Annotated in this window: 13 protein-coding genes and 1 pseudogene; 4 read left to right on the top strand and 10 right to left on the bottom strand. The window is 57.1% G+C overall.

The window, feature by feature from the left end:
- Positions 1–5 precede the first annotated feature (5 nt).
- Complete coding sequence (locus CEW87_RS10565) at positions 6–1,805, top strand: hypothetical protein (protein WP_159098142.1); 1,800 nt, start codon at positions 6–8, stop codon at positions 1,803–1,805.
- Between the two features lie 21 nt (positions 1,806–1,826).
- Here the strand turns inward: CEW87_RS10565 and CEW87_RS10560 are convergent, their stop codons facing one another.
- Genes CEW87_RS10560 through CEW87_RS10545 form a run of 4 tightly spaced genes read right to left on the bottom strand, consistent with a single transcriptional unit; the run spans position 1,827 to position 5,497 of the window.
- Positions 1,827–2,786, bottom strand: a complete 960-nt coding sequence (locus CEW87_RS10560; RefSeq protein ID WP_108972868.1) for a glycosyltransferase family 2 protein — start codon at positions 2,784–2,786, stop codon at positions 1,827–1,829.
- Positions 2,787–2,811: 25 nt separating this feature from the next.
- Entirely contained in the window at positions 2,812–3,756 is a 945-nt protein-coding gene (locus CEW87_RS10555; protein WP_108972866.1) for a glycosyltransferase family 2 protein, read from the bottom strand.
- An 8-nt stretch (positions 3,757–3,764) separates the two neighbouring features.
- Complete coding sequence (locus CEW87_RS10550; protein WP_108972865.1) at positions 3,765–4,661, bottom strand: hydrolase 1, exosortase A system-associated; 897 nt, start codon at positions 4,659–4,661, stop codon at positions 3,765–3,767.
- A complete protein-coding gene (locus CEW87_RS10545) occupies positions 4,658–5,497 on the bottom strand; it encodes a hydrolase 2, exosortase A system-associated (RefSeq protein ID WP_159098141.1) in 840 nt (279 codons plus the stop codon). Before CEW87_RS10545 ends, CEW87_RS10550 begins: the two co-directional genes overlap by 4 nt.
- A 520-nt stretch (positions 5,498–6,017) precedes the next feature.
- Between CEW87_RS10545 and CEW87_RS10540 the strand changes: the two genes are divergently transcribed.
- A complete protein-coding gene (locus CEW87_RS10540) occupies positions 6,018–7,475 on the top strand; it encodes a lipopolysaccharide biosynthesis protein (protein ID WP_108972861.1) in 1,458 nt (485 codons plus the stop codon).
- 207 nt (positions 7,476–7,682) lie between these two features.
- Here the strand turns inward: CEW87_RS10540 and CEW87_RS10535 are convergent, their stop codons facing one another.
- The 3 genes from CEW87_RS10535 to CEW87_RS10520 all read right to left on the bottom strand — a co-directional run bounded on the left by CEW87_RS10535 (position 7,683) and on the right by CEW87_RS10520 (position 11,717).
- The gene (locus CEW87_RS10535) at positions 7,683–8,450 is read right to left on the bottom strand and encodes a class I SAM-dependent methyltransferase (protein ID WP_199917166.1); all 768 of its coding nucleotides are present in this window, start codon (positions 8,448–8,450) and stop codon (positions 7,683–7,685) included.
- A 174-nt stretch (positions 8,451–8,624) separates the two neighbouring features.
- Positions 8,625–9,794 carry a glycosyltransferase gene (locus tag CEW87_RS10530; protein WP_108972859.1) on the bottom strand — a complete coding sequence of 390 codons (1,170 nt, stop codon included), beginning with the start codon at positions 9,792–9,794 and terminating at the stop codon, positions 8,625–8,627.
- A 729-nt stretch (positions 9,795–10,523) separates the two neighbouring features.
- Entirely contained in the window at positions 10,524–11,717 is a 1,194-nt protein-coding gene (locus CEW87_RS10520) for a glycosyltransferase (protein ID WP_159098140.1), read from the bottom strand.
- 368 nt (positions 11,718–12,085) lie between these two features.
- Between CEW87_RS10520 and CEW87_RS10515 the strand changes: the two are divergent.
- Positions 12,086–12,886: pseudogene (locus CEW87_RS10515) on the top strand (integrase core domain-containing protein).
- Positions 12,887–12,979: 93 nt separating this feature from the next.
- Positions 12,980–14,305, top strand: coding sequence for a glycosyltransferase (locus CEW87_RS10510; RefSeq protein ID WP_159098139.1), 1,326 nt, complete (start codon positions 12,980–12,982; stop codon positions 14,303–14,305).
- A gap of 23 nt (positions 14,306–14,328) precedes the next feature.
- Here CEW87_RS10510 and CEW87_RS10505 read toward each other — a convergent pair whose 3' ends face one another.
- The 3 genes from CEW87_RS10505 to CEW87_RS10495 form a co-directional block, all read right to left on the bottom strand.
- A complete protein-coding gene (locus CEW87_RS10505; RefSeq protein WP_108972852.1) occupies positions 14,329–15,354 on the bottom strand; it encodes a hypothetical protein in 1,026 nt (341 codons plus the stop codon).
- Positions 15,355–15,577: 223 nt separating this feature from the next.
- Positions 15,578–17,134, bottom strand: a complete 1,557-nt coding sequence (locus CEW87_RS10500) for a polysaccharide lyase (RefSeq protein WP_332871712.1) — start codon at positions 17,132–17,134, stop codon at positions 15,578–15,580.
- A 132-nt stretch (positions 17,135–17,266) separates the two neighbouring features.
- Positions 17,267–18,580, bottom strand: a complete 1,314-nt coding sequence (locus CEW87_RS10495; RefSeq protein ID WP_234421722.1) for a putative O-glycosylation ligase, exosortase A system-associated — start codon at positions 18,578–18,580, stop codon at positions 17,267–17,269.
- Positions 18,581–18,591 lie beyond the last annotated feature (11 nt).

Raw genomic sequence — 18,591 nt, 5'->3', positions numbered from 1 at the left:
AGCCCATGAACACCGCGCTCGAAACACTGCTTACCGGCCTGAACGCCGCCCTTCGCAACCAGATTCGTGCAAACGATGGCCTCTTCGACCCGCTGGAGAACAAGCCCAGCCCATCAGACCATTATGGCCATGTCTGTGCAGCGCTTGCACTTGCATGCGGCGATGAAGACGATTGGAACATCGGCCGCCAAGCGCTGCTCGCCTGGCTCACGCTCGACGCGAGCAGCCTGGGGCACCTGCCCTTCAACCGGTTTGCACTGCTACTACTGCGAACCGTGCGCCAGTCGCGCGGGCTTGCTCCCGCGGACGAAGCACTGATCGATGCAGGGATTAACCGCTGCACCCTGCGTCGCAGCTACCCTTCGAACAACTGGTCGCTACTAGCTCAAGCTTGCCGACTTATCGAAGCGCCACCGGCGCGAAAAGCAACCGAAAGTCGGCGCCTTTGCACTCTGCTCGACCGCTGGACCACTCCCAAGGGCTGCTTCATCGACTTTCCCGCAAACCCGGGCAGCCGATTCTCCACCCCACTCGCATACCACCACAAAGCCCTGTTCCTTACTGCACTTGCGTGCTGGTATCACGACGATGCCGAACTGGCGCGGCACGCACGGCGCCTGCTCGACTGGCTGGTGCACTGCTGGGACCCTGCAGGCTACGCAGGTGGATTCGGCCGCAGCACGCATTCGCTGTTTGGGGATGCCTGCCTCATCGCCGGCATGATTCTGATGGGCATTGAGGATAGCGAAGAGGATCAACCCATTGCAGCACTATGTCGGCGGCTGATACGCCAGCGACGCGCGGACGGGCTCCTGTGGCTCAACCCCGCGGGAGCCGCGTCCGGGCGTGCGAGTTGGGACGCTTACATGTATTTGTCGGTTTACAACGCGTGGGCTGCAGCGGTTATCGCGATAGCGCTTCACCTACGCACTAACCGGCCATTGCCAGTCCAACTGCAACCTGCCATGTGGTCTGCCACTCGCACAGGGCTCTTTCACGACGAAGCAGCCGGTCTCGCATACCTGCGCACAAAAGACGATCTTAACGTCCTGATCTCGACGCGGGGACAGCCGCCGCAGTCGTATAACGCAGACGACGCAGAGTTCCGGTACGCTGGCGGCGTGATCGTGCATCTACGCGCGAGCGATGACCAACCGGTTGCTCAGCCAGGCATACGAATCTCGCGCCAGGAACTCCTTGAGCAACCTGCACTGGCGGGATCGATCCCTCTACTGGTCATCGAAGGCGCCTGCTTCGTACTCGACGAATTTGATGCGTGTGAACTTACGCCCCACGAGAACGGCGTCCGAATTGTGCTAACAGGGCAACCCAAAGCCCTGTTCAAACAGAATCGACAAGATATTGCGAACAAACTTCTCGCGGCCCTGGATTGGCGACTCCTCGATGGAAGGCTGGGGCGTAACGCAGTACTTCACCGAGAACAGCTGTCGACAGTCGACGCCCGGGTGCAAATCGAGTTGTCTATGATCCCTGGCGGAACAATCACGACAAGTCACCAACTCGAAATACACACACGGATTCAAATCGAGCATCTGAACCCTCACGGCCAAGCAGGTCATCGAGACTGCGGCTTGGAGCAGTATCCCGCCGCCGATATGTCCGCAAAATCAGAAGAAAAGGCGTTCCCATCGAGCATTGGTCTCGGTTCGACATTCGCGGGCGGGGCCTTCATGATCAAAGCCGGCACCCCTTACAGTGTCACCTCTATAGCGCTGTTTCCGACGCCAGAGCGGCCAAATGACAATGATTTCCTTGACCGAACTGCTTCACGAAATACCCGGTAGCGAGATCCGGTCGTACCCGACTTAGCTCCGTCTTCCACGTCGCGCTGCACTCAGTGCGCCGGTAACGCTAAAGAGCAGTAGAGGATCCGCCCGACAGATTTGGAAAAACTGCGAAAGAGGAAAATCACCGCGCCTTAAGTTTGCGATTGCGCTGCGGCAAAGCTCGACTCTCGCGCTCCTGACGGCCTGCTCAACTTTGGCCTTCGCAACAGGAAAGCTCTCCACAACTGGCCTCATGAGCAGTCTGGACCTGAGAAAATAGATCGCTCTCATCGTCGCTTCTCGACTACCCCAATCCCCTTCGCTGAAGATGTTCACGCCCTCACCAAGCAGTGCATCCACTCGGCTGGAAACCAATGTACGGGGTGACTTCGCTGCAAGCATCGTTCGGAACAACCCGTCCTCGCCGGCCGTGCGCAACGCTTTGTCGAAACGCGTCGTTCCGATCACGTCATTTCGCACCACAAATGTACTCGATGTAGAAAATGGGCCTGCCACCGTGAAATTGATGATGGGCTCCATCAGTTCGCCTGCCCACGAAGCGAACCCCGCGGGTTTGAGGGGCAACCCCTCCTTGAAAAAGTTTGCTAAATACCTGAATCCAGACCCAGCCTCTTCCGTCTCGGCCGTGTAATAGTCGAACCCATTCTCAAAAGCCGTGAGCGCAGAACCTAGGTGATAAGGCGCCCACGAATCGTCTGAATCCAGAAAAGCAATGTAGTCGGCCGCAGCAAGTGCGTCGATCCCTCTATTTCGCGCCGCCCCCGGCCCTGCGTTCTCTTGGCGAATGATCTGAACACTGAAATTACCAGGAAACTCGACCTTCTCGACCTCCGTCTCGGCCGCAATTGGCGAGGCGTCGTCGACGATTACAACAGTGACGGGCACGCCCACATCCTGCCGGGCGACCGAGTTCAGCGCGGCCGCGAGGACGCCGGCGCGTCGCTGATAGTATGGAATGACAACACCGAATACGGGCATGTTGGGCTCCCGGGTCAGGCTCGGGTCACTGGAAGATCGCCCGGGCGCCCGTCAATAGAGCATATGCCCACGATTTCAGGTGCAGGGGTTTGTCGCGTACGGCATGCTTGAACTCGTTGAATGCAGTTGCCGCGTTGCCTCGCTGCCAGAACACGTAGCCGCACATGAAATGGATCTTGTGCAGTCGGTCCTGGAACTCCCTGGGCGAAATGCACTCTCCATTGGGACTGGCCAAGCCCCACTTCGCACGCGCGCCTTCGATCACGCGAGCCGCATAGTTGTAATCGATACCGCGAGCAGTCGCACTACCGGCATGCTGCCGATAGAGTGCGTAAACGCGCGACAGGCGATGCACAACGGTTTCGTGTGAAGCACGTAGGAAATACTCGTAGTCTTGCCCCAGACGAAAGCTCTCGTCATACAAGCCGATCTTGTCGATCAGGGAACGCCGCATCACCACGGTTGTTGTCCACACAAAGTTGTCCAGTAGCAGTTTGTGGTAGACCCAGCCCGAAAGCTCTTGATCGATAGCGCCTGCGGCCATACCCCCCTGATCTGGAATCTCCAAAAGAGGGTCCGGGAATACGCCCCGGTCGTCCGATACCCAGCGAGCGAAATCCGTGCAGTTCATCCCGACTTCAGCGTACGCATTGAGATGGTCAATCTGAGCCCGAAGCTTCCCTGGCAGCCATATATCGTCAGCATCCAGAAACGCGATGAATTCACCTTGTGCTGCGCGAATGCCTGCATTCCGCGCGGTTGCTGCTCCGCCGTTCGCCTTCCGTATCAGCGTGACCTGGGGATAACGGGTCTCAACCACATCAGCTGTGTCATCCTTGGAGCCATCGTCGACAACGACAAGCTCCATCTCGGAGTAGTCCTGTGCCAGAACGCTGTCGATCGCTTCCGAAATATGCGCCCCAACGTTGTATGCGGGGATGACAACACTTACCAGACCTTTGACGCTCATACCGACCTCTAAGCTTGCAATTCAGTTATTTCCTTCTGCGCCTCTCCACCGGAAATCGACGACGCCTGCGCGCGCAGCCACTCCAGGGTCAAGAACTCAACACTGCGCTTCCACTCGCGTCTCGAAAATGTGTGGTCCGCTGCAGGTAATTCGACGAAATTCGGCCCCGGCATCACCGCCTCGTGCCACACGGGTTGAGTACGGCATAAATCGGCAAACTCCCTTGCTGTAAGGTCATTGCCACTAAGGATGACAAGGACCCGCCCCCGCATCCTGAGCCACCCGTTCCCCATCCGGTCAATGAAAGTTTGGGCCAACGTGGCTACTGATTGCCCTCCACGTCGCGGCCTGAACCGCTTCACTAACACCGAGGTCAGGCCTGCGATCGATTGACCGATCCGAATCTCACCACCGAGCAGTCGTCGCCAGAAATTGAGGGACAGTAGCTGCCCCTTGTAGTAGTGGCTCAGTTGGGCCGCTGCCAGCGAGGCCTCACTTCTCACCCAAGGATTGACCGCGATAACGCCGGAGACCCTTGCATCCCGTGGCGCATATATCAGTGCGGCTGAAGCGCCATCGCATAAACCCCACAGCACGACGTGATCCACAGTAGGGACGGCGTCGATCAAGGCGTCAATTGCGGCGCGAACGTCGTCGTCAACGCCCTCAAAACTGCGCATCGGCGCAACGCTGTCGCCGATGCCCCGGTAGTCGAAGCGCAGACATGCAAAACCTCCTTCCTGTAACGCACGCCCCAGGGAGACGAACTGGCGATGACTGCCAACACGGTACTGGGGGCCACCGACTACGACGACGACACCGACCCTGGATGGACAGTCTGGCAGATGGGCCACACCGATGAGCTGGTCGGAACCGCAGGCGAACACGACCGGACGCACACTCACAACGACACCCCCGGCTTCCGTCTCAGCGCTTGTCGAGACTGCATTAGCAGATCAGGTGCCAACTCGATCTCTTGTGTCTGCCAAAAAGATGGGCCAACGGCCGAATGAACCTGGAGACCTACGCCGGCAGCTTGCCATTCCGTCTGGAGCCGCTCCAACACCGGCGACGAGGGCATTGCCCCAGTAGGTGACACGTGAAACCAATGCACGCCCTTCGACGTTCCCGTTACGCGAAACTGCGCCGCTTCCAAACCTTGCGCAAGTCCGGGCGCAATCTCGTAGCCGGCGACCTCCACCGGTTCGCCCCTCGCCAGCCGCTTCAGAGGGGAGGTCTCTTCCGCAACGCCGGCTTTACCCACTATCTGAGCTCCCGTCCACAGCCGGAGAAACTGATGCAGGTGCTGTTTGCCGCTTGTGACCGGCTGCCAAAGCAGTAAGCCGCAGTCAAGACCGAATCGCTGTGCGGCCTCGCTGGCAAGCAGCGCCCCAAGCCGCAAACCCCATAGCCATACGGGGCCTTGACCGTGACCCTGTGCCCACTGATGAGCGCACCGAACGTCGTCAAGCCAGCCATCCCATCTCGCATCCGCAAGATCGCCCTCACTGTCGCCGCACCCACCGAGGTCAATCTGCAACACCGTCCATCCATCCTGCGCCCAGGCGTCTGCGGCCAAAGCAATCATGCGTCGCGACTTGTTCAACTCTTCAGCGAACGCAGGAACGTGAATGATCGTGCCGCAGCTACGATCGCCGCCCGCGGGGCGCCGTAGAACACAGAAGCGGAAACCCAACGGTGTTTGCAGGTGAAATGCCTCGATCTTGGTGAGCAATGCCACCTCAGCCTCCTCGGCAGACAGAAAAAGTACCCACTACAAGGTGAAGCGATGGCATACGCCCGCCTTTCTGCCCGCCCGGGGCGCGCGCTCCGCCTGCTTGCTCCAAAACGCCCGATACCTCTTGAGTGCCCAACGCTTGCTCCAAAAATAGAAAAACGCCGCCGAAGCGTCCACGTCGATTATATGTGAATGTAATCGCACGTCCCGTGACAAAGTTCGCCACAAGCTCGCAGGTCCAGCCTTGCATCTTGGGAGACGCCAAAAATCTGCTCCACATTGTCATGCACATGAACGTATATCACAGCGGAGCGGCGCCCTGCTCGGACTTGCCAACAGCAATCGCTCATGCGGTCAACACATCGACGCTTTCGCGTGCGAAACTCCGCGCAAGTGATCCCCCGGCGCCCGGCACCATCACACCAACGCAGATTTCCATCGTCGCTTCATCCCGGTACTGCCTCACAACTCCCAAGTGAACCGACTTCAGCCCTCGGTCAGAACGAGAAGCCTCTTACAACCAATGACGATCAGACGCTCCCTAGGATTCAGTGGTGCAACCCAAGCGATAAACTTTCTGCTTAGCTTCGGCAGTGTTGTCATCGTCTCTCGCCTGCTCACCCCAGAAGACATAGGGGTATTCTCAGTTTCCGTGGCCTTGCTCGGTTTCGCCCACATATTGCGGGAATTTGGAGTAACCCAATACCTGATCCAAGCGCAGGAAGTCAGCCGCGAACGGATTCGGGCAGCCTTTTCCGTCACACTTTTCAGTTCGTGGGCACTCGCCACCCTCCTTTTCGCCACCAGGAATTCAATCGCCTCGTTCTACGAACAGGATGGCGTGACTGACGTCATTGGATTGATCGCCCTTAACTTCGTCATTCTTCCATTCGGGTCGCCAGTAATGGCCCTTTTGCGCAGGGAAATGCAGTTCGGCAAGCTCGCGATCATTTCGACAGCGAATACCGCAATTCAAACTATCGTGACGGTTATGACCGCACTTAACGGCTTTGGCTATATGAGCATGGCCTGGGGCTCGATCGCGGGCATGATCAGTAACGTAATCATTGTGAGCCTAATCCGGCGAGGAGATATCATGATCTTGCCGACCCTAAAGGGCACCAAGGAAATAGTCAGCTTTGGATACAAATCCGTCGCGACGTCGCTGATCGGAGAGGTCGGATCAAGCGCTCCCGACCTCATACTCGGCCGAACTCTTGGATTTGCTGCAGTCGCTTATTACAGCCGCGCAAACAGCCTGATACAAATGGCGTTAAGCCAACTACTAAGAATAGTTCAGAGCGTTTTTCTCCCTGCGTTCGCGATGAACTTACGAAAAGGCGAGAACCCGGGATCTATGTACATCCTGGCAACAGTGCATGTAACTGGAATTACGGCACCGCTAATTGCGTTCTTAGCGCTCATGGCAGAACCGTTAATTCTGTTCGTCTTCGGTAAACAATGGGAACAGTCCGCGCACCTATCGACGCTATTCTGTTTGTACGCCCTTTTCCAAACCCCCTTCTCCTTGGCGAGCGACGCATTGATTGGCAGCGGCCGAATAGACGTCGTCCTGCGCGCTCAAACAATATTACTACCCATACGAGTCGTGGTGCTTTGCACGTCAATCTGGCTCCCGCTTGACGAAGTCGTATCACTACTGCTCGTACCGACAATTGCTTCGATAGCCATATATGCAAAAGCTCTCTCTGACGTATTCGGATTATCTTTTCGAAAGCTCTGCAAAGATCTCTCCCCAAGCTATCTTTTGATTCCAATGACTCTCGCAGCGCCGGCCATCGCCCGGCTTGCTGACGTATACATGGGTACAGGGCTATCCGAGCTTACGATACTCTTGGCGGGAGGCGCTCTTTTTGCGGCATCATGGATCATGTCTATTCGTCTTACGCGACATCCATTACAAAATGAAATCTCAAGAGCAATTTTCACCTATACGAAAAGAAAGGGCTCGAATGGTTAACCATACGAGACGTCAAGTGTCTACACACATAGTCGTAAACTTAGGGGTAACGGAACCCCTGATCGATTGACGTTTTGAGCACGATCACGCAATGCGGTCTCGGAACACCGCCCGATCATCCTCATGCAGGGCACTGCAAACGGGTAGATCAGAGCTTCCTTAGTCGCTTGCACATTCCCAGATATTGGGAGGCGCCTAGGCTTCGAGTCAGCTCATATGTAGAATGGCGCAGCCCTTTTCACAGTGTGGTCGTCTTTCGGTAGATTGTGGAACGAAGGACTTCCAGCGCTTAACAATTTCGATTTCGTCGTCTCGGTCTGCGTCATCCATTATTACGACGGCGTTAGCTGACATTCGGTGGAGCAGTCTAGCTAATGCTGGGAGACGGGCGAGAGGTGCAGTGTTCTGCGGCGGGCCGTCAACGACCAGGATATCAATCGGTTCGAGACTCGCGGGAATGGCGTCTTCCGCATACCATGGCGTGTCGGTCCGACGGGTTTCCAGTGGTGCATGTATAACGGTAGCCCATTCCTGAAGCCCATAGCTGTGAATCAAATCACGCGTTTTCGCAGCATAAGGGGCGTCGTGCTCCAGGCTATAAACGTGTCCTTTGCCGTTGAGCTGTAGGCAGCGAGCAACAACAATTGTTGAAACGCCAGAGCTGCATTCCATCACGACCGCTGGCTTACTGCGCAATACCTCGTTCGCTACAACGAGGAGGAAGTCCGGAGAACCTGCCCAGCCCCTCATTGGTGGTAGCGCGTGCGGGAGCGCCAGTGTGCGCTCGAGTGCGAGCAAGGCATGAATCTGCCCGAACAGCGATTCAGTCTCCCTCCGTGTGGCTGCAAGGTCCTGCAGTAGTGGAAACGTCGCGAGGTGAACCTTGCGCGTCTTGTACAGGATCAAGGCACTCACCGCTAGAACGACCAGCGAAAGCAGAGTAAGTAGCGACAGCCATAGGGTGAGGTGGTCCACGCAGCATCCTCCTGAATGTCAGGTTCTTGAGGCACCGGAAAGGTCGGGCAAGTGTTAGACGGACGCCAGAAGCGTAACAGAAGACCATGGACCGGATGGCATCGCGTCTCAAGTGCTTGTTCGACGCCAGCGTTGGTCCTTGGGGGCCAAGCCATCGTTGTTTGACGCAAGTGATCAAGCGCGGTACACGATCTCAGTGAGCTCGGCCACCTTGCCCCAGGGCGTCCCATCTGCAAGCACCCTGGCCGATCGACCCATCAAGCCGAGTCCTTCCTTGTCGAGCGTGCGAAGCGTACCTGCCAGGGTTTCATCGGAGCCGTAGAAGAGCACGCAATCTTCGGTTACGGCGTCGAGCACTCGCGCCTCATCAGGCAGTAGCAGGGGTTTCCCCATAGTGAGGGCGAGGGTGACAGAGCCCGAGGTCAGGGTGTTCTCGAAAGGCAGGGCCACAACATCGGCCAGCGAGAACAGGGCTGCGACGTCCTCGCTTGCGACGAAATCAAGGAGCAAGGAGATCCGCTGGTCGTCTTGAGCCAGAGACGTGATCTCGTCCCCAAACTGCTTCGAATTCGGGCGGCCGGCCACAATTAGGCGGAGATTCCGAGTGGAGATTTGACGGAATGCCTTGATCAGTTGCGGCACTCCCTTATAGGGGCGAATTGCGCCAAAGAACAGAACTACGACGCTCTGCTCGTCGATATCGAGCTGTTGCAGAAAAGCTGCGCGACGCTCAAGCGAGAAGGGATAGCACCCGTCGTAGTTCCCGTGCGGGATGATCGTGCTTTTTTCCGGCAGTTTGACCCGGTAGGCGGCCTCCACCCGCTGTCGCGCTCGTTCGCTGTGCAGGATGACGTGACTGCAGGTCCGTGCCAACACGCCCCTGGCGCGCAGTTCAGTGTTGCGGTTGGGCGTTTCGTGCGCAACAAGGTTATGGATCGTCCAGATCACGGCTATGCCCCGCAAACGGACAACCAATACATCCGCGGCCAGAAGTGCGAGTTTTGCCAAGAGCGCAAACCTGCCCTTGCTCCAGAAAATCGGCGCGATTAGCTCGTTGATCCAGTGCAAGTGCAGCACCCGTATTTTCCCTGCCCTGTTCACTGCGCTATTCAAGGCGAAATGGCCCGAGGGAAAGTCTGCAAGCTCGAGGTGAGCCCCCCGTCGCTGGAGCGATTCGACGAGCAGGTTTTGATACGGATTGCCCTCGCTCCAGTCCGGCAGGACGAGGACCTTTAGACGCCGGCGCCGGGTCGTTTCATTGGGGGCTGCCAGCTCGGCTGCTGGTTCGACTGCGGAGCACCCCGCGCAAGTTTCGGACATTCGCTTCAAGCTATCCATGTTCATTTGAATACGAGCGCTCCACTAAGGCCTTGGCTTGAGGATGAAACCGATGGTTCGCCTGACGATGGGGTCGCAAGCGAGCGTATGTTTGGACACGATTATTGCAGAAATCCAGCTGATGGCGCACAGGAGCGCCACCAAGCCGAGTAGTGCGATGTTCTGTGTCAGGGAGCCATCTGCGCGATACTGCGTGACCAGGAGCGGGCCGCCATTGCCCATCTGCTAACCTGCAGGCTCTTCCGCAACACCTTGAACTGCGCCGCAAAGTGGGTCGGCTGGCATTTCGACTTGATGTGATAGAAGCAAGGCACGGAGAGCACGAAAATCATCGCGACCTTGATCGCGAAGCTCTCGACGCCTGGAAGATCATTGCAGCTGCAACCAGCACCACTGTACGTATCGGCTGAACTATCAGCTCCGCATGGGTGGCCGAGGCTACGCGCCCACGGGCGATCAGCGTGGGCAGCACGAGACTGCAGGTTGGCGCCGAGCCCCCCCCAAGGCGGAACCGCGGCACCAGCCGAGACGCCGCATCCCATTGGGGGCCGACAGCAAGACGCAATTCAAGAGAATTGAGCGAAGCAAAGGCATAGAAGGGCCAAGCGAAGGCAGCGATCGCGCCGACCGCGTAAACGTGCCGAGCTTCCGGGGCGACGTCTTCCCGGCGTGCCTTAGCGAAGGCCGGGTAGGCGACGTTGCATGTCGCGGCCTTCGAGTCGTCAAATCATCGGGTCAGTGACGCTTGGCGACCAAATTATCGAGCTCCTCGATGAGTCGGTCTGCGAGAACACTCCGTTCATGACGCTTCAACCAGTCCTTTCGCTCGCTCTCATCTGTCGCCAGCGGCCTTGAAGAAAGACCTGACAGTGCTTCCCGTAGACGATCGATGTCGTTCTCAGGCACGACTGCACCTGCATCAAGCTCACGTACGATCGAGGCGACCTCCCCCCCTTCTCCATACACGAGAATCGGGCGACCCGAGGCAATGTAGTCAAACAGCTTTCCAGGAATATAGCGCCTGAGGGATATGGGATTAAACGCGATGAGCGCACTCGAGTCACGCATAATCTCCATCGCTTCTGGCTTGGAAACCTGATCCCGCAAGCTGATTATGTCGCTTAGATCGCTGTCGGCTATCATACGGTCGACGCTACGGTGCCGTTCCCCGACAAACTGTATCCGCAGCCGTTCCCGCCAGTTGGGATGCACCGCCAGCATTCGTCTTACAGCGGCAAGAAATCCGTCTGGCGGCGTATGCGGTCCCAACGCACCAAGGAAGGATAGCAATACGTAGTGCGGATGAACGGCCTGCGTTGCATTGGGTGCAACCTGTTTAAGGTCATCGAAGTCGAATCCGTTCGGAATGTGAACGAACTTTCGCGTGTCCGCCTCGGGAAACGCGATTTGGGCCTGCTCAATAAAGGAACGCGTGGTGAACACCACACTTGAAGCTTGCTCAAGACATTTCCTCTCCCAAAAGAAATCGCTGTTTCCCTGGCCGACGAAGTCAAAAGGACACTGAGTCCACTCGTCCCGGTAATCGAGGACTAATGGTCTCTTAAGGCGGCGCGACAAGTGCCAACCGACGACAAAATTATGAAACGGGGGGCCGGAGGCGAAAATGAGCGACGGCGTGGAGATATCATCAGCGATCGCGCGCTCCAAGGTGTCGATTACGTTTCCGAAGCCGCCATCGATATATGGGAAAAAGCGGTAACTCGGTCTCAGCGTACTCTCAGATATGCGCACCACCCGAACCGATGACGGCAGACGGTCCAGCAGGTAACGCCCAGCATGGGAGGGAACATCGGGCTCAGGTCCCGCAATGACCGTAACCTGCCAGCCGAGATCAGCTGCTCGACGGGCAAATGAAAGAGGGCGATAGACCCCCCCGGAAACAGTCGGAGGAAAAAGCCAGGCAAGCAAGAGCAGATGTCGGTTTCCTTGTTGGCCGCCTGAGGACCCAGCGCCCAGACCAGAAATCCTGAGACGTGCATATCGCGAATAGCCAGACAACGTGTCGCGTACAGTCCTGAAATGTGACAATGTAAAAAGTTTAAGTCTGGACATTTATGACGACCTTCATCCTGTTGCGTAATACTGACTAACGAGCCTCTCGCGAAAGGCGCTCTGCACGAGAATTCTCCCGGGCATGAGCCAAGGCGGCGATTGCGGGCGACCGCATCTGGCATGCGACCTAGGCCAAAAATTATACCGCTAGCCGATGGATGCTGCCCAACACGAGTTGATCCTGACCTGCTCCGGGCTTTTCGGTCCAGCTGAAACTTGCGAGGATAGCTTCCGAGAAGAAGAGGAATCCATGCGCAAGAACCGTTTTTGCAGAAGAACAGTTGGCGAAGATCCTGCGGGAGGCTGATCGTTCGCCGGTCACGGAGGTCTCGAAGAAGCACGACGTGAGCGGGCGGACAATTTACACCTGGCGAAAGCGCTTCGGCGGCATGAACTCGGACGAGGTCGAGCGACTGCGGCAGTTGGAGGCCGAGAACTCGTGACTCAAGAAGAGGCTGGCCGAGCGGGATCTGGAGATCGACGTGATGAAGGAGATCACGGCAAAGAAAAATCGGTGAGCACCTTCGCGCTCCGAGCGCAGGTGCTTTACGTGGTGAAGCCTGCCAACGGCCAGCAACTCAAGCCTGACCCTGATCCATGAGCACACCCGCGCGGCGCTGGCGATCGACGTCGTGGGCAGCATCCGCTCGGGGCGCGGCATCGAGGTCTTGAGCCGCTTGATCAGCGAGCGCGGAGCGCCGAAGGCATTCCGCTCGGACAACGGCCCGGAGTTCGTCTCGACGCGGTTGCTCCAGTGGGCGACCGATGAGCGATTGCAGATGGCGCTGTCGCAGCCGGGCGAGCCTTGGCATTACGGCGCCGACGAGAGAGTCAACGGCAGGTTTCGCGAGGAATGCCTGTGCATGAAATTCTCTCGCAACCGCCTTTAGGCGCGCGCCGCCATTAAGAAGTGGCACCGTCAATCGAATGAGGTACGACTGCATTTCGCGCTGGGCTACCTGGCCCCGGTGCAGCATGTACAGATCCAGTCAGGCAACGACCGACCGGCCATTCGGCTCAGGTAACTCGTGGTTGGAAGAATCGGGGGTGAGTCACAAATCCGGGACGATTCAAACTGGGTGCTCGGATTGCAATGACATCCGAAGATCTTCAACGCCTTGCCTGATATCATGCAAGTCCATCGCAGCCAGGAAAGTAAGATCGACTACAGCATGCATACCTTCTTGCTATTTTGTGCAACTTTGCCATTGGCCAACGGCGCTGGAATTCAGAAGCGCGCATGGTCACATCTGGAGGCACTTTCCGCGGCAGGGCAGGTTGATCTGGTGCTGCTCCTGACGCCGGCCCAGATAAGGCGAATCGAGACGTTCGACGCTATTCGCATGCACTGTCGTTCCCTGCTAGTCGTTCCGGTCGATCCGAGCAGTCGGGCCCACACGTCGAAACTGCCTGGTCTTACCTTTGCGAAGCGGTTACTTTCACTTGGCCGCCCTATGGTAACCCTGCGGAACTGCCCCGATCGCGAAAAGCTCCGCAGCCTGATTTCCAGCCATAAGTACGACCTCATTTTCTGCTTTAGACTTCGAAATTTCGAGCTGTTGATGGCATTGCTCAATGCTGAGCGAAGTAAGACTTTAAGAATTTTCGTCGACTTCGATGATATCGAATCAGTCGCACAGGAGCGTGAGCTTGCTGCAATGGGCGCCGCGGTGGGCTTCGAACAACGCTTACTTATGAAGATGGACATCGCCGAGACTGCCGCCACGGAGATGCGCGCGCTCGAGGTTGCCGCTGGCGTTAGCGTTTGCTCGACCCTCGATGCGGAGCGTCTCGGCAGCCGAGACCCCACGGCGAGAATCTGTGTTGTCCCCAACTCCTTACCTGAGCTGCGCACACTGCCTCCTCGAGGCGCATCCGGACAAATCAACCTGCTTTTCCTAGGAACGATGACGTATCAACCGAACGAGGATGCGGCTCAATTCTTTTGCGCAGAAGTCCTACCGTTGGTGCGAGCCCGCGCGCACAACAGCACCTCATTTCATCTGGAGATCGTGGGGCGCGGACCATCATCTGCAGTACAGGCCCTTGCGGACGCGCCCGACGTGACCGTGACGGGGGACGTGGATTCGGTCGAGTCCAGTTACGAGCGAGCCGATATTGTCATTGCTCCTATCCGATTTGGCGGCGGCACCCGGATCAAGATTCTCGAAGCGCTGGCATATGGCCGTCCCGTAGTATCGACTACAGTCGGAGCTGAGGGGCTGGACTTGATTCCTGAGCGAGATATTCTGATTGCCGACACTCCGGAGGCATTCGCGGATGCGTGTCTTCGATTAGCAGCAGACGAAACATTGCGAATCCGGCTTGCGCAGTCCGGGCGGAGACGATTCGAGAACCTTTACGAAGCCCGGTGCGTGCAGGAGAAGATGGTTTGCGACCTGAAGAAGCTGATCGTCACAGACTCACGCAGCACGCTTGTGTAGGGTGGCGCCCCTGGCACCCCACTTTACCCGCCTGGCAGCGCCTTTGACTTTGGAACTCTTGGTCCTCCGGACATGTTCTTGTAGAAGAAAACATTCGACTTGACACCGTTGATCAAGATGAAAACGTTATAGTTCGGTAAATAACGCCAGCGACCAAAGGTCCCTTTAAGTATCTGTGCTTCGGGCGCACCGGCCGCACTTCCAGTGCGCCACTTTTTAGATTTCAGATCGAGGATCCGTGGTGCCCCCCCCGTCCAAGCGACGAACTGATCCGCCTTGCTGTCGTACGCGAATCCCGGTGCAGGGGAATCGTAAACGTTGCCGCCGCCCGACTCGAACAACTGGTCTATGGATCGCCTGACTCTCTGTACATTGGTGTACTGGCCGCCACCTGTCGTAATCCAATCGCCAGTAACGAGTCGCCCCTGGTCGATATCCCAGACAAGCAGATCATTGCTGCCCACCGACCAGAAAAGTCGGCGGCGCGTGTCAATTTCGCCCGTCTTGCTGCGGCTCACCTCATACCGTGGCCAAAGAGGACGAAAGCTGAAGTCTATCAAGCGTGTCCATTCGTTCGTATCGACCTGATAGTGCCACAATGCCTTCGTGCTACGCGCAAGGACCGAGCCACTCGCCTGGTCATAGGCACTAGCAATGCCGTATCCCTCCGGACGCCCTTTGCTTCCGGTGTTTTGCCAGCCCCGCGTTTCAGCATTAAAAAGCCACGTGACGGAATTGCCCTGACCTCCAGGCGAGATTGCTCCACCCTGCGCAAACATATGACCCGAGTGATCGATGAACTCAAGGCCGTCATACGTGTGACGGGAGTTTGGCTGGCCATCAGGAAGGGGATCGACTCCTGACGCCTTAACCAGATCGCCTGGCGACGGATCGGTTAGTCTAGCCCAGCGGCCGTCTCTCACTTCGAAACTGTAGACCTCGTTTCCCCAGTAGTCGTTATGCCCCCCCCCCCATACATACATCGCACGTTCATTGGTGGAATATGCCGCACTGCCCCACGCCTCGATGATGCCGGCGCATCCCATCATACCGCGCACTCCGAAACGATCGGGAGCGCAAACGTCTATCATTCGAGTATTTGGAACTTCGAGCCAGGAGTCTGCAGGCATGGTGACGAGTTGCCGCTCAAACTGAGTTAAACCCACATCAGTCGTCGAAGTGTGGGAGGGTGGCTGCCCGCAGGCAACTGAAGCCAGAGCGCCAATGCCCCACAAAAGCGCACACCCAACCCTCTTAACGACCAGCCTCACGTCAGCGCGATCCCGAAAGTGGTCCAATATATTCACGCGCAATGACCAAATTATCGATGAAGAGCGCCAGGTCCTCATTCGGCGGTCTGGTACCACCGTGATACACATTCATCCATAGCATTTCGATTTTCAGGTCGGCCAGGTCTCGATAACGTAGATCCACTTTCTCGAAGGCAAGGATCCCGTCGACCCACGCACGCATCACCCCATCGTTCTTTCCCGGCGTATTCAAACGTACATACTGTTCGACACTGTACCAACGGTTCTTCTCGAGGATACCCGTCGGCCCCCTATTCCATCCCCAGATGCTGCCATAATCTTCCGGCGTATCCACGTGGTAGATATACGAGCCAATGCTTCTATGGGCAGGTCCCACAGCATCAGTCTGATGAAGACGGAAAAAAGCCCCGCGCGCTGACCATCCGTTGACACCACTGGCTTTTCGTCCTCCCCACCCTCCCCTACCGTAAGTACCGGCGAACCCGGGAAGCTTTCCACCCTCGAGCGTTGGATTCCAACTCTCACCGAAACGCAGGTAGTAACGGAAATACATTGCATCCGGTTCACCGCCGGGCTGCTGGTCAAATCGATATAGCGAGTTCAAGCCAAGAACACTGCCCTTGCGCACCGTGACCTTCAACGCCCTGGCATCAAGCGGCTCGAAACGGTTGGCCTCGTCGCGACTTATGATCTCTGCAGTGCCGTTCTTACTATGGCTCGACCACCGTGACGCCCAGTTGGCGGACTCGAAGCGTTCTGCGAAAACCACGGCCGGATGGCTTTCGATTCCTCTATCCTGGGGATAACCCGAAGCGAGCCCATTCGTTACCTTCTCAGCCTCACCGGGCAAGGTCGGTCGATAAACCCCAATAGATGTGCTGCGGTCATAGACCTTGTCAGTAGTTAGGCGCAACTCCGCCCTTATGATTCGTCGCTTATCGTTGGGGTCAAAACCAAAGATCAAGATTGCCGTGGTCGCGCCCCCTACTTGGAAAACCGGCCTCTGCCCTACACCTGCGTGCGTTGAGCAAGGAAGATGTGCGTCGGCGAGCGCATGTGTCCGGATAGTTCCACCGCCCTCACGCTCAATAACCAGTTCAGGATGCGCCGACGCGTCTCCGTTCTCACGACTGTTGAAGTTAACGGCCCCCGATAACGTTCCTGGGACGGCTCTCAACAGAATTGCTCCGGAAGGCCCTGAACCGGTTTGCCATGCCTGTGCAAGAGCGGTCACATTCCAATATGCGGCTTGACGCCCTTGCACCAGAGCCAAGCTTGCCGTCGAATAGGGTGCGTCGCCATAAGGCTTGCCATGCGCATCGGCCCAGTCCCCCCCCTTTTGCTGCCACGCCATCCGGCTGTCCGTGGCGAAGTGGCGACACGTCATGCCGCCGATCCCATCCGTCAATGGGGGTGAGCCAGAGGCCACCGAGATCAGCAAGGCGGCGCATGACATCGCTGTCCCGCGCAAAGCTCTACCTGCATCGCTTCGGTTCTCACTTACGTAGCAGCCTATCAAAGTCTGATATCTTGATTTCCACTTGGCACCGAGATTCATGAGTTGCACGGTGCACTCCATTCTAGCGTTGTCGAACCTCGAACTTCGCGTAACGCGGTGCTGTAGAACCCGACTGGCACCGACACTACGCCCGGTTCTGCATTCTTGGTGCGGTTACGGATGCGCTAAGCGCTATCTTGCAAGCTTGTCCCCAAAAAACAGAGGGAGACCTAGCACCCGCCTCGGCGAATGAAACTCCCGTTCTGACTCCCAACCTCGGCAATGCATCCAAGCCTTTGCAGCAACAGTGAGGGCCATTACGTTATAGCTCAAATCGAAGTAGGCAAGACTGAGAAACGCTCCTCCGACTGCAAACCCCACAAGTGACACCTGAACCATCGATCCCAATTCCACGCACCACTCTGTCTCTGCCTGACGTCGTCCGTGCTTTCGAAGGGCGCTCGCGGCAAACCATGTGGAGATCCACAGGCCGAGGTAAATGAACAGGCCGACGAAACCATGCTCACCAAGCATATGAAAATAAATGCTATGCGCCGATACGACGTGAGTTGGGTCCGGAGCATACATCCCATAAACATAGCTATTGTAGATACTGAAGCCACCCCCAAAGAAATTCTCCTTGGCGATATTGAAGGCCATTATCCAAGCATTGAGTCGCCCCATTGCAGATTGGTCCTCATGGGTCGATATCGTGTCCATACGCGCCCACCAATGCTCCGGCATGAACGAGAGCGCTGCCGAACCGGCGATCAGCACTATGATTCCGGTGAGTACCTTGTTTCGGCCCCGCCACCAGAGGACTGCGACCATTGCAGTAATCGCGAGCAGTCCCCCGCGGGAATGCGAGCCAAGTACAGACATGCCGCACAGGACCATTGCAACGGTCATGGCATGCTTCTGCCACACGGACGTCAGTGTCGTCTGCAGGAACCGCAGCAGCGGAATCACGACGATCAACGCCACTGCCAGCGCGTTGTTCTCTTCGATATACGACCCCAGGGGGCCATATACCCTTGAGCCGCCACCTGAGAGTAGCGTGAATATTCCGCCCTTGATGCCATAGAACGCGATCGAAAGTGCAATTACCCAAGCGAAAGCCATCATCTCGCGCTTCGTACGCACAAGCATCAAAGTGACGAGGACCATGAGGTCGATCTTCAGCACTCGTTCAAGCTGAATCATGCTGTCGGCGGGGTCGAACGCGAAAGCTGTTGTCACGCACATCCAAAGTACAAGCAGCACCAACCACCAGGCGGGTGCCCCCACGAAGGGGCTTCGCTTCTCCCGTGAGAGTAGCAAGCCCACCAGTGTGCAGCCGCCAATGAACATCGCTACGGGCGCGTAGTACATGAAGCCCCACGTCAGACGATGAGGGTTCATCATGCTGATCCACGTCCACATCATGATGCCGACGAAGGGGTGGCGAAGCGCGAGCAAGCCCCCTGGAACAACGATCAGAAGCATCAGTAAGTCACGCATCAGCATTGCCTTCCCCG

Source organism: Parazoarcus communis (assembly GCF_003111665.1).
Classification (GTDB): Bacteria; Pseudomonadota; Gammaproteobacteria; order Burkholderiales; family Rhodocyclaceae; genus Parazoarcus; species Parazoarcus communis_B.
Note: the sequence above shows the minus strand (reverse complement) of the source record. Positions and strands in the feature narration are given on the sequence as shown.

Coding starts and splice junctions, on each gene's coding strand:
- CEW87_RS10500 (WP_332871712.1), bottom strand. CDS start 17,134: ATGAATCTCGGTGCCAAGTGGAAATCAAGATATCAGACTTTGATAGGC.
- CEW87_RS10540 (WP_108972861.1), top strand. CDS start 6,018: ATGACGATCAGACGCTCCCTAGGATTCAGTGGTGCAACCCAAGCGATA.
- CEW87_RS10555 (WP_108972866.1), bottom strand. CDS start 3,756: ATGAGCGTCAAAGGTCTGGTAAGTGTTGTCATCCCCGCATACAACGTT.
- CEW87_RS10565 (WP_159098142.1), top strand. CDS start 6: ATGAACACCGCGCTCGAAACACTGCTTACCGGCCTGAACGCCGCCCTT.
- CEW87_RS10560 (WP_108972868.1), bottom strand. CDS start 2,786: ATGCCCGTATTCGGTGTTGTCATTCCATACTATCAGCGACGCGCCGGC.
- CEW87_RS10530 (WP_108972859.1), bottom strand. CDS start 9,794: ATGAACATGGATAGCTTGAAGCGAATGTCCGAAACTTGCGCGGGGTGC.
- CEW87_RS10505 (WP_108972852.1), bottom strand. CDS start 15,354: ATGATGGGATGCGCCGGCATCATCGAGGCGTGGGGCAGTGCGGCATAT.
- CEW87_RS10495 (WP_234421722.1), bottom strand. CDS start 18,580: ATGCTGATGCGTGACTTACTGATGCTTCTGATCGTTGTTCCAGGGGGC.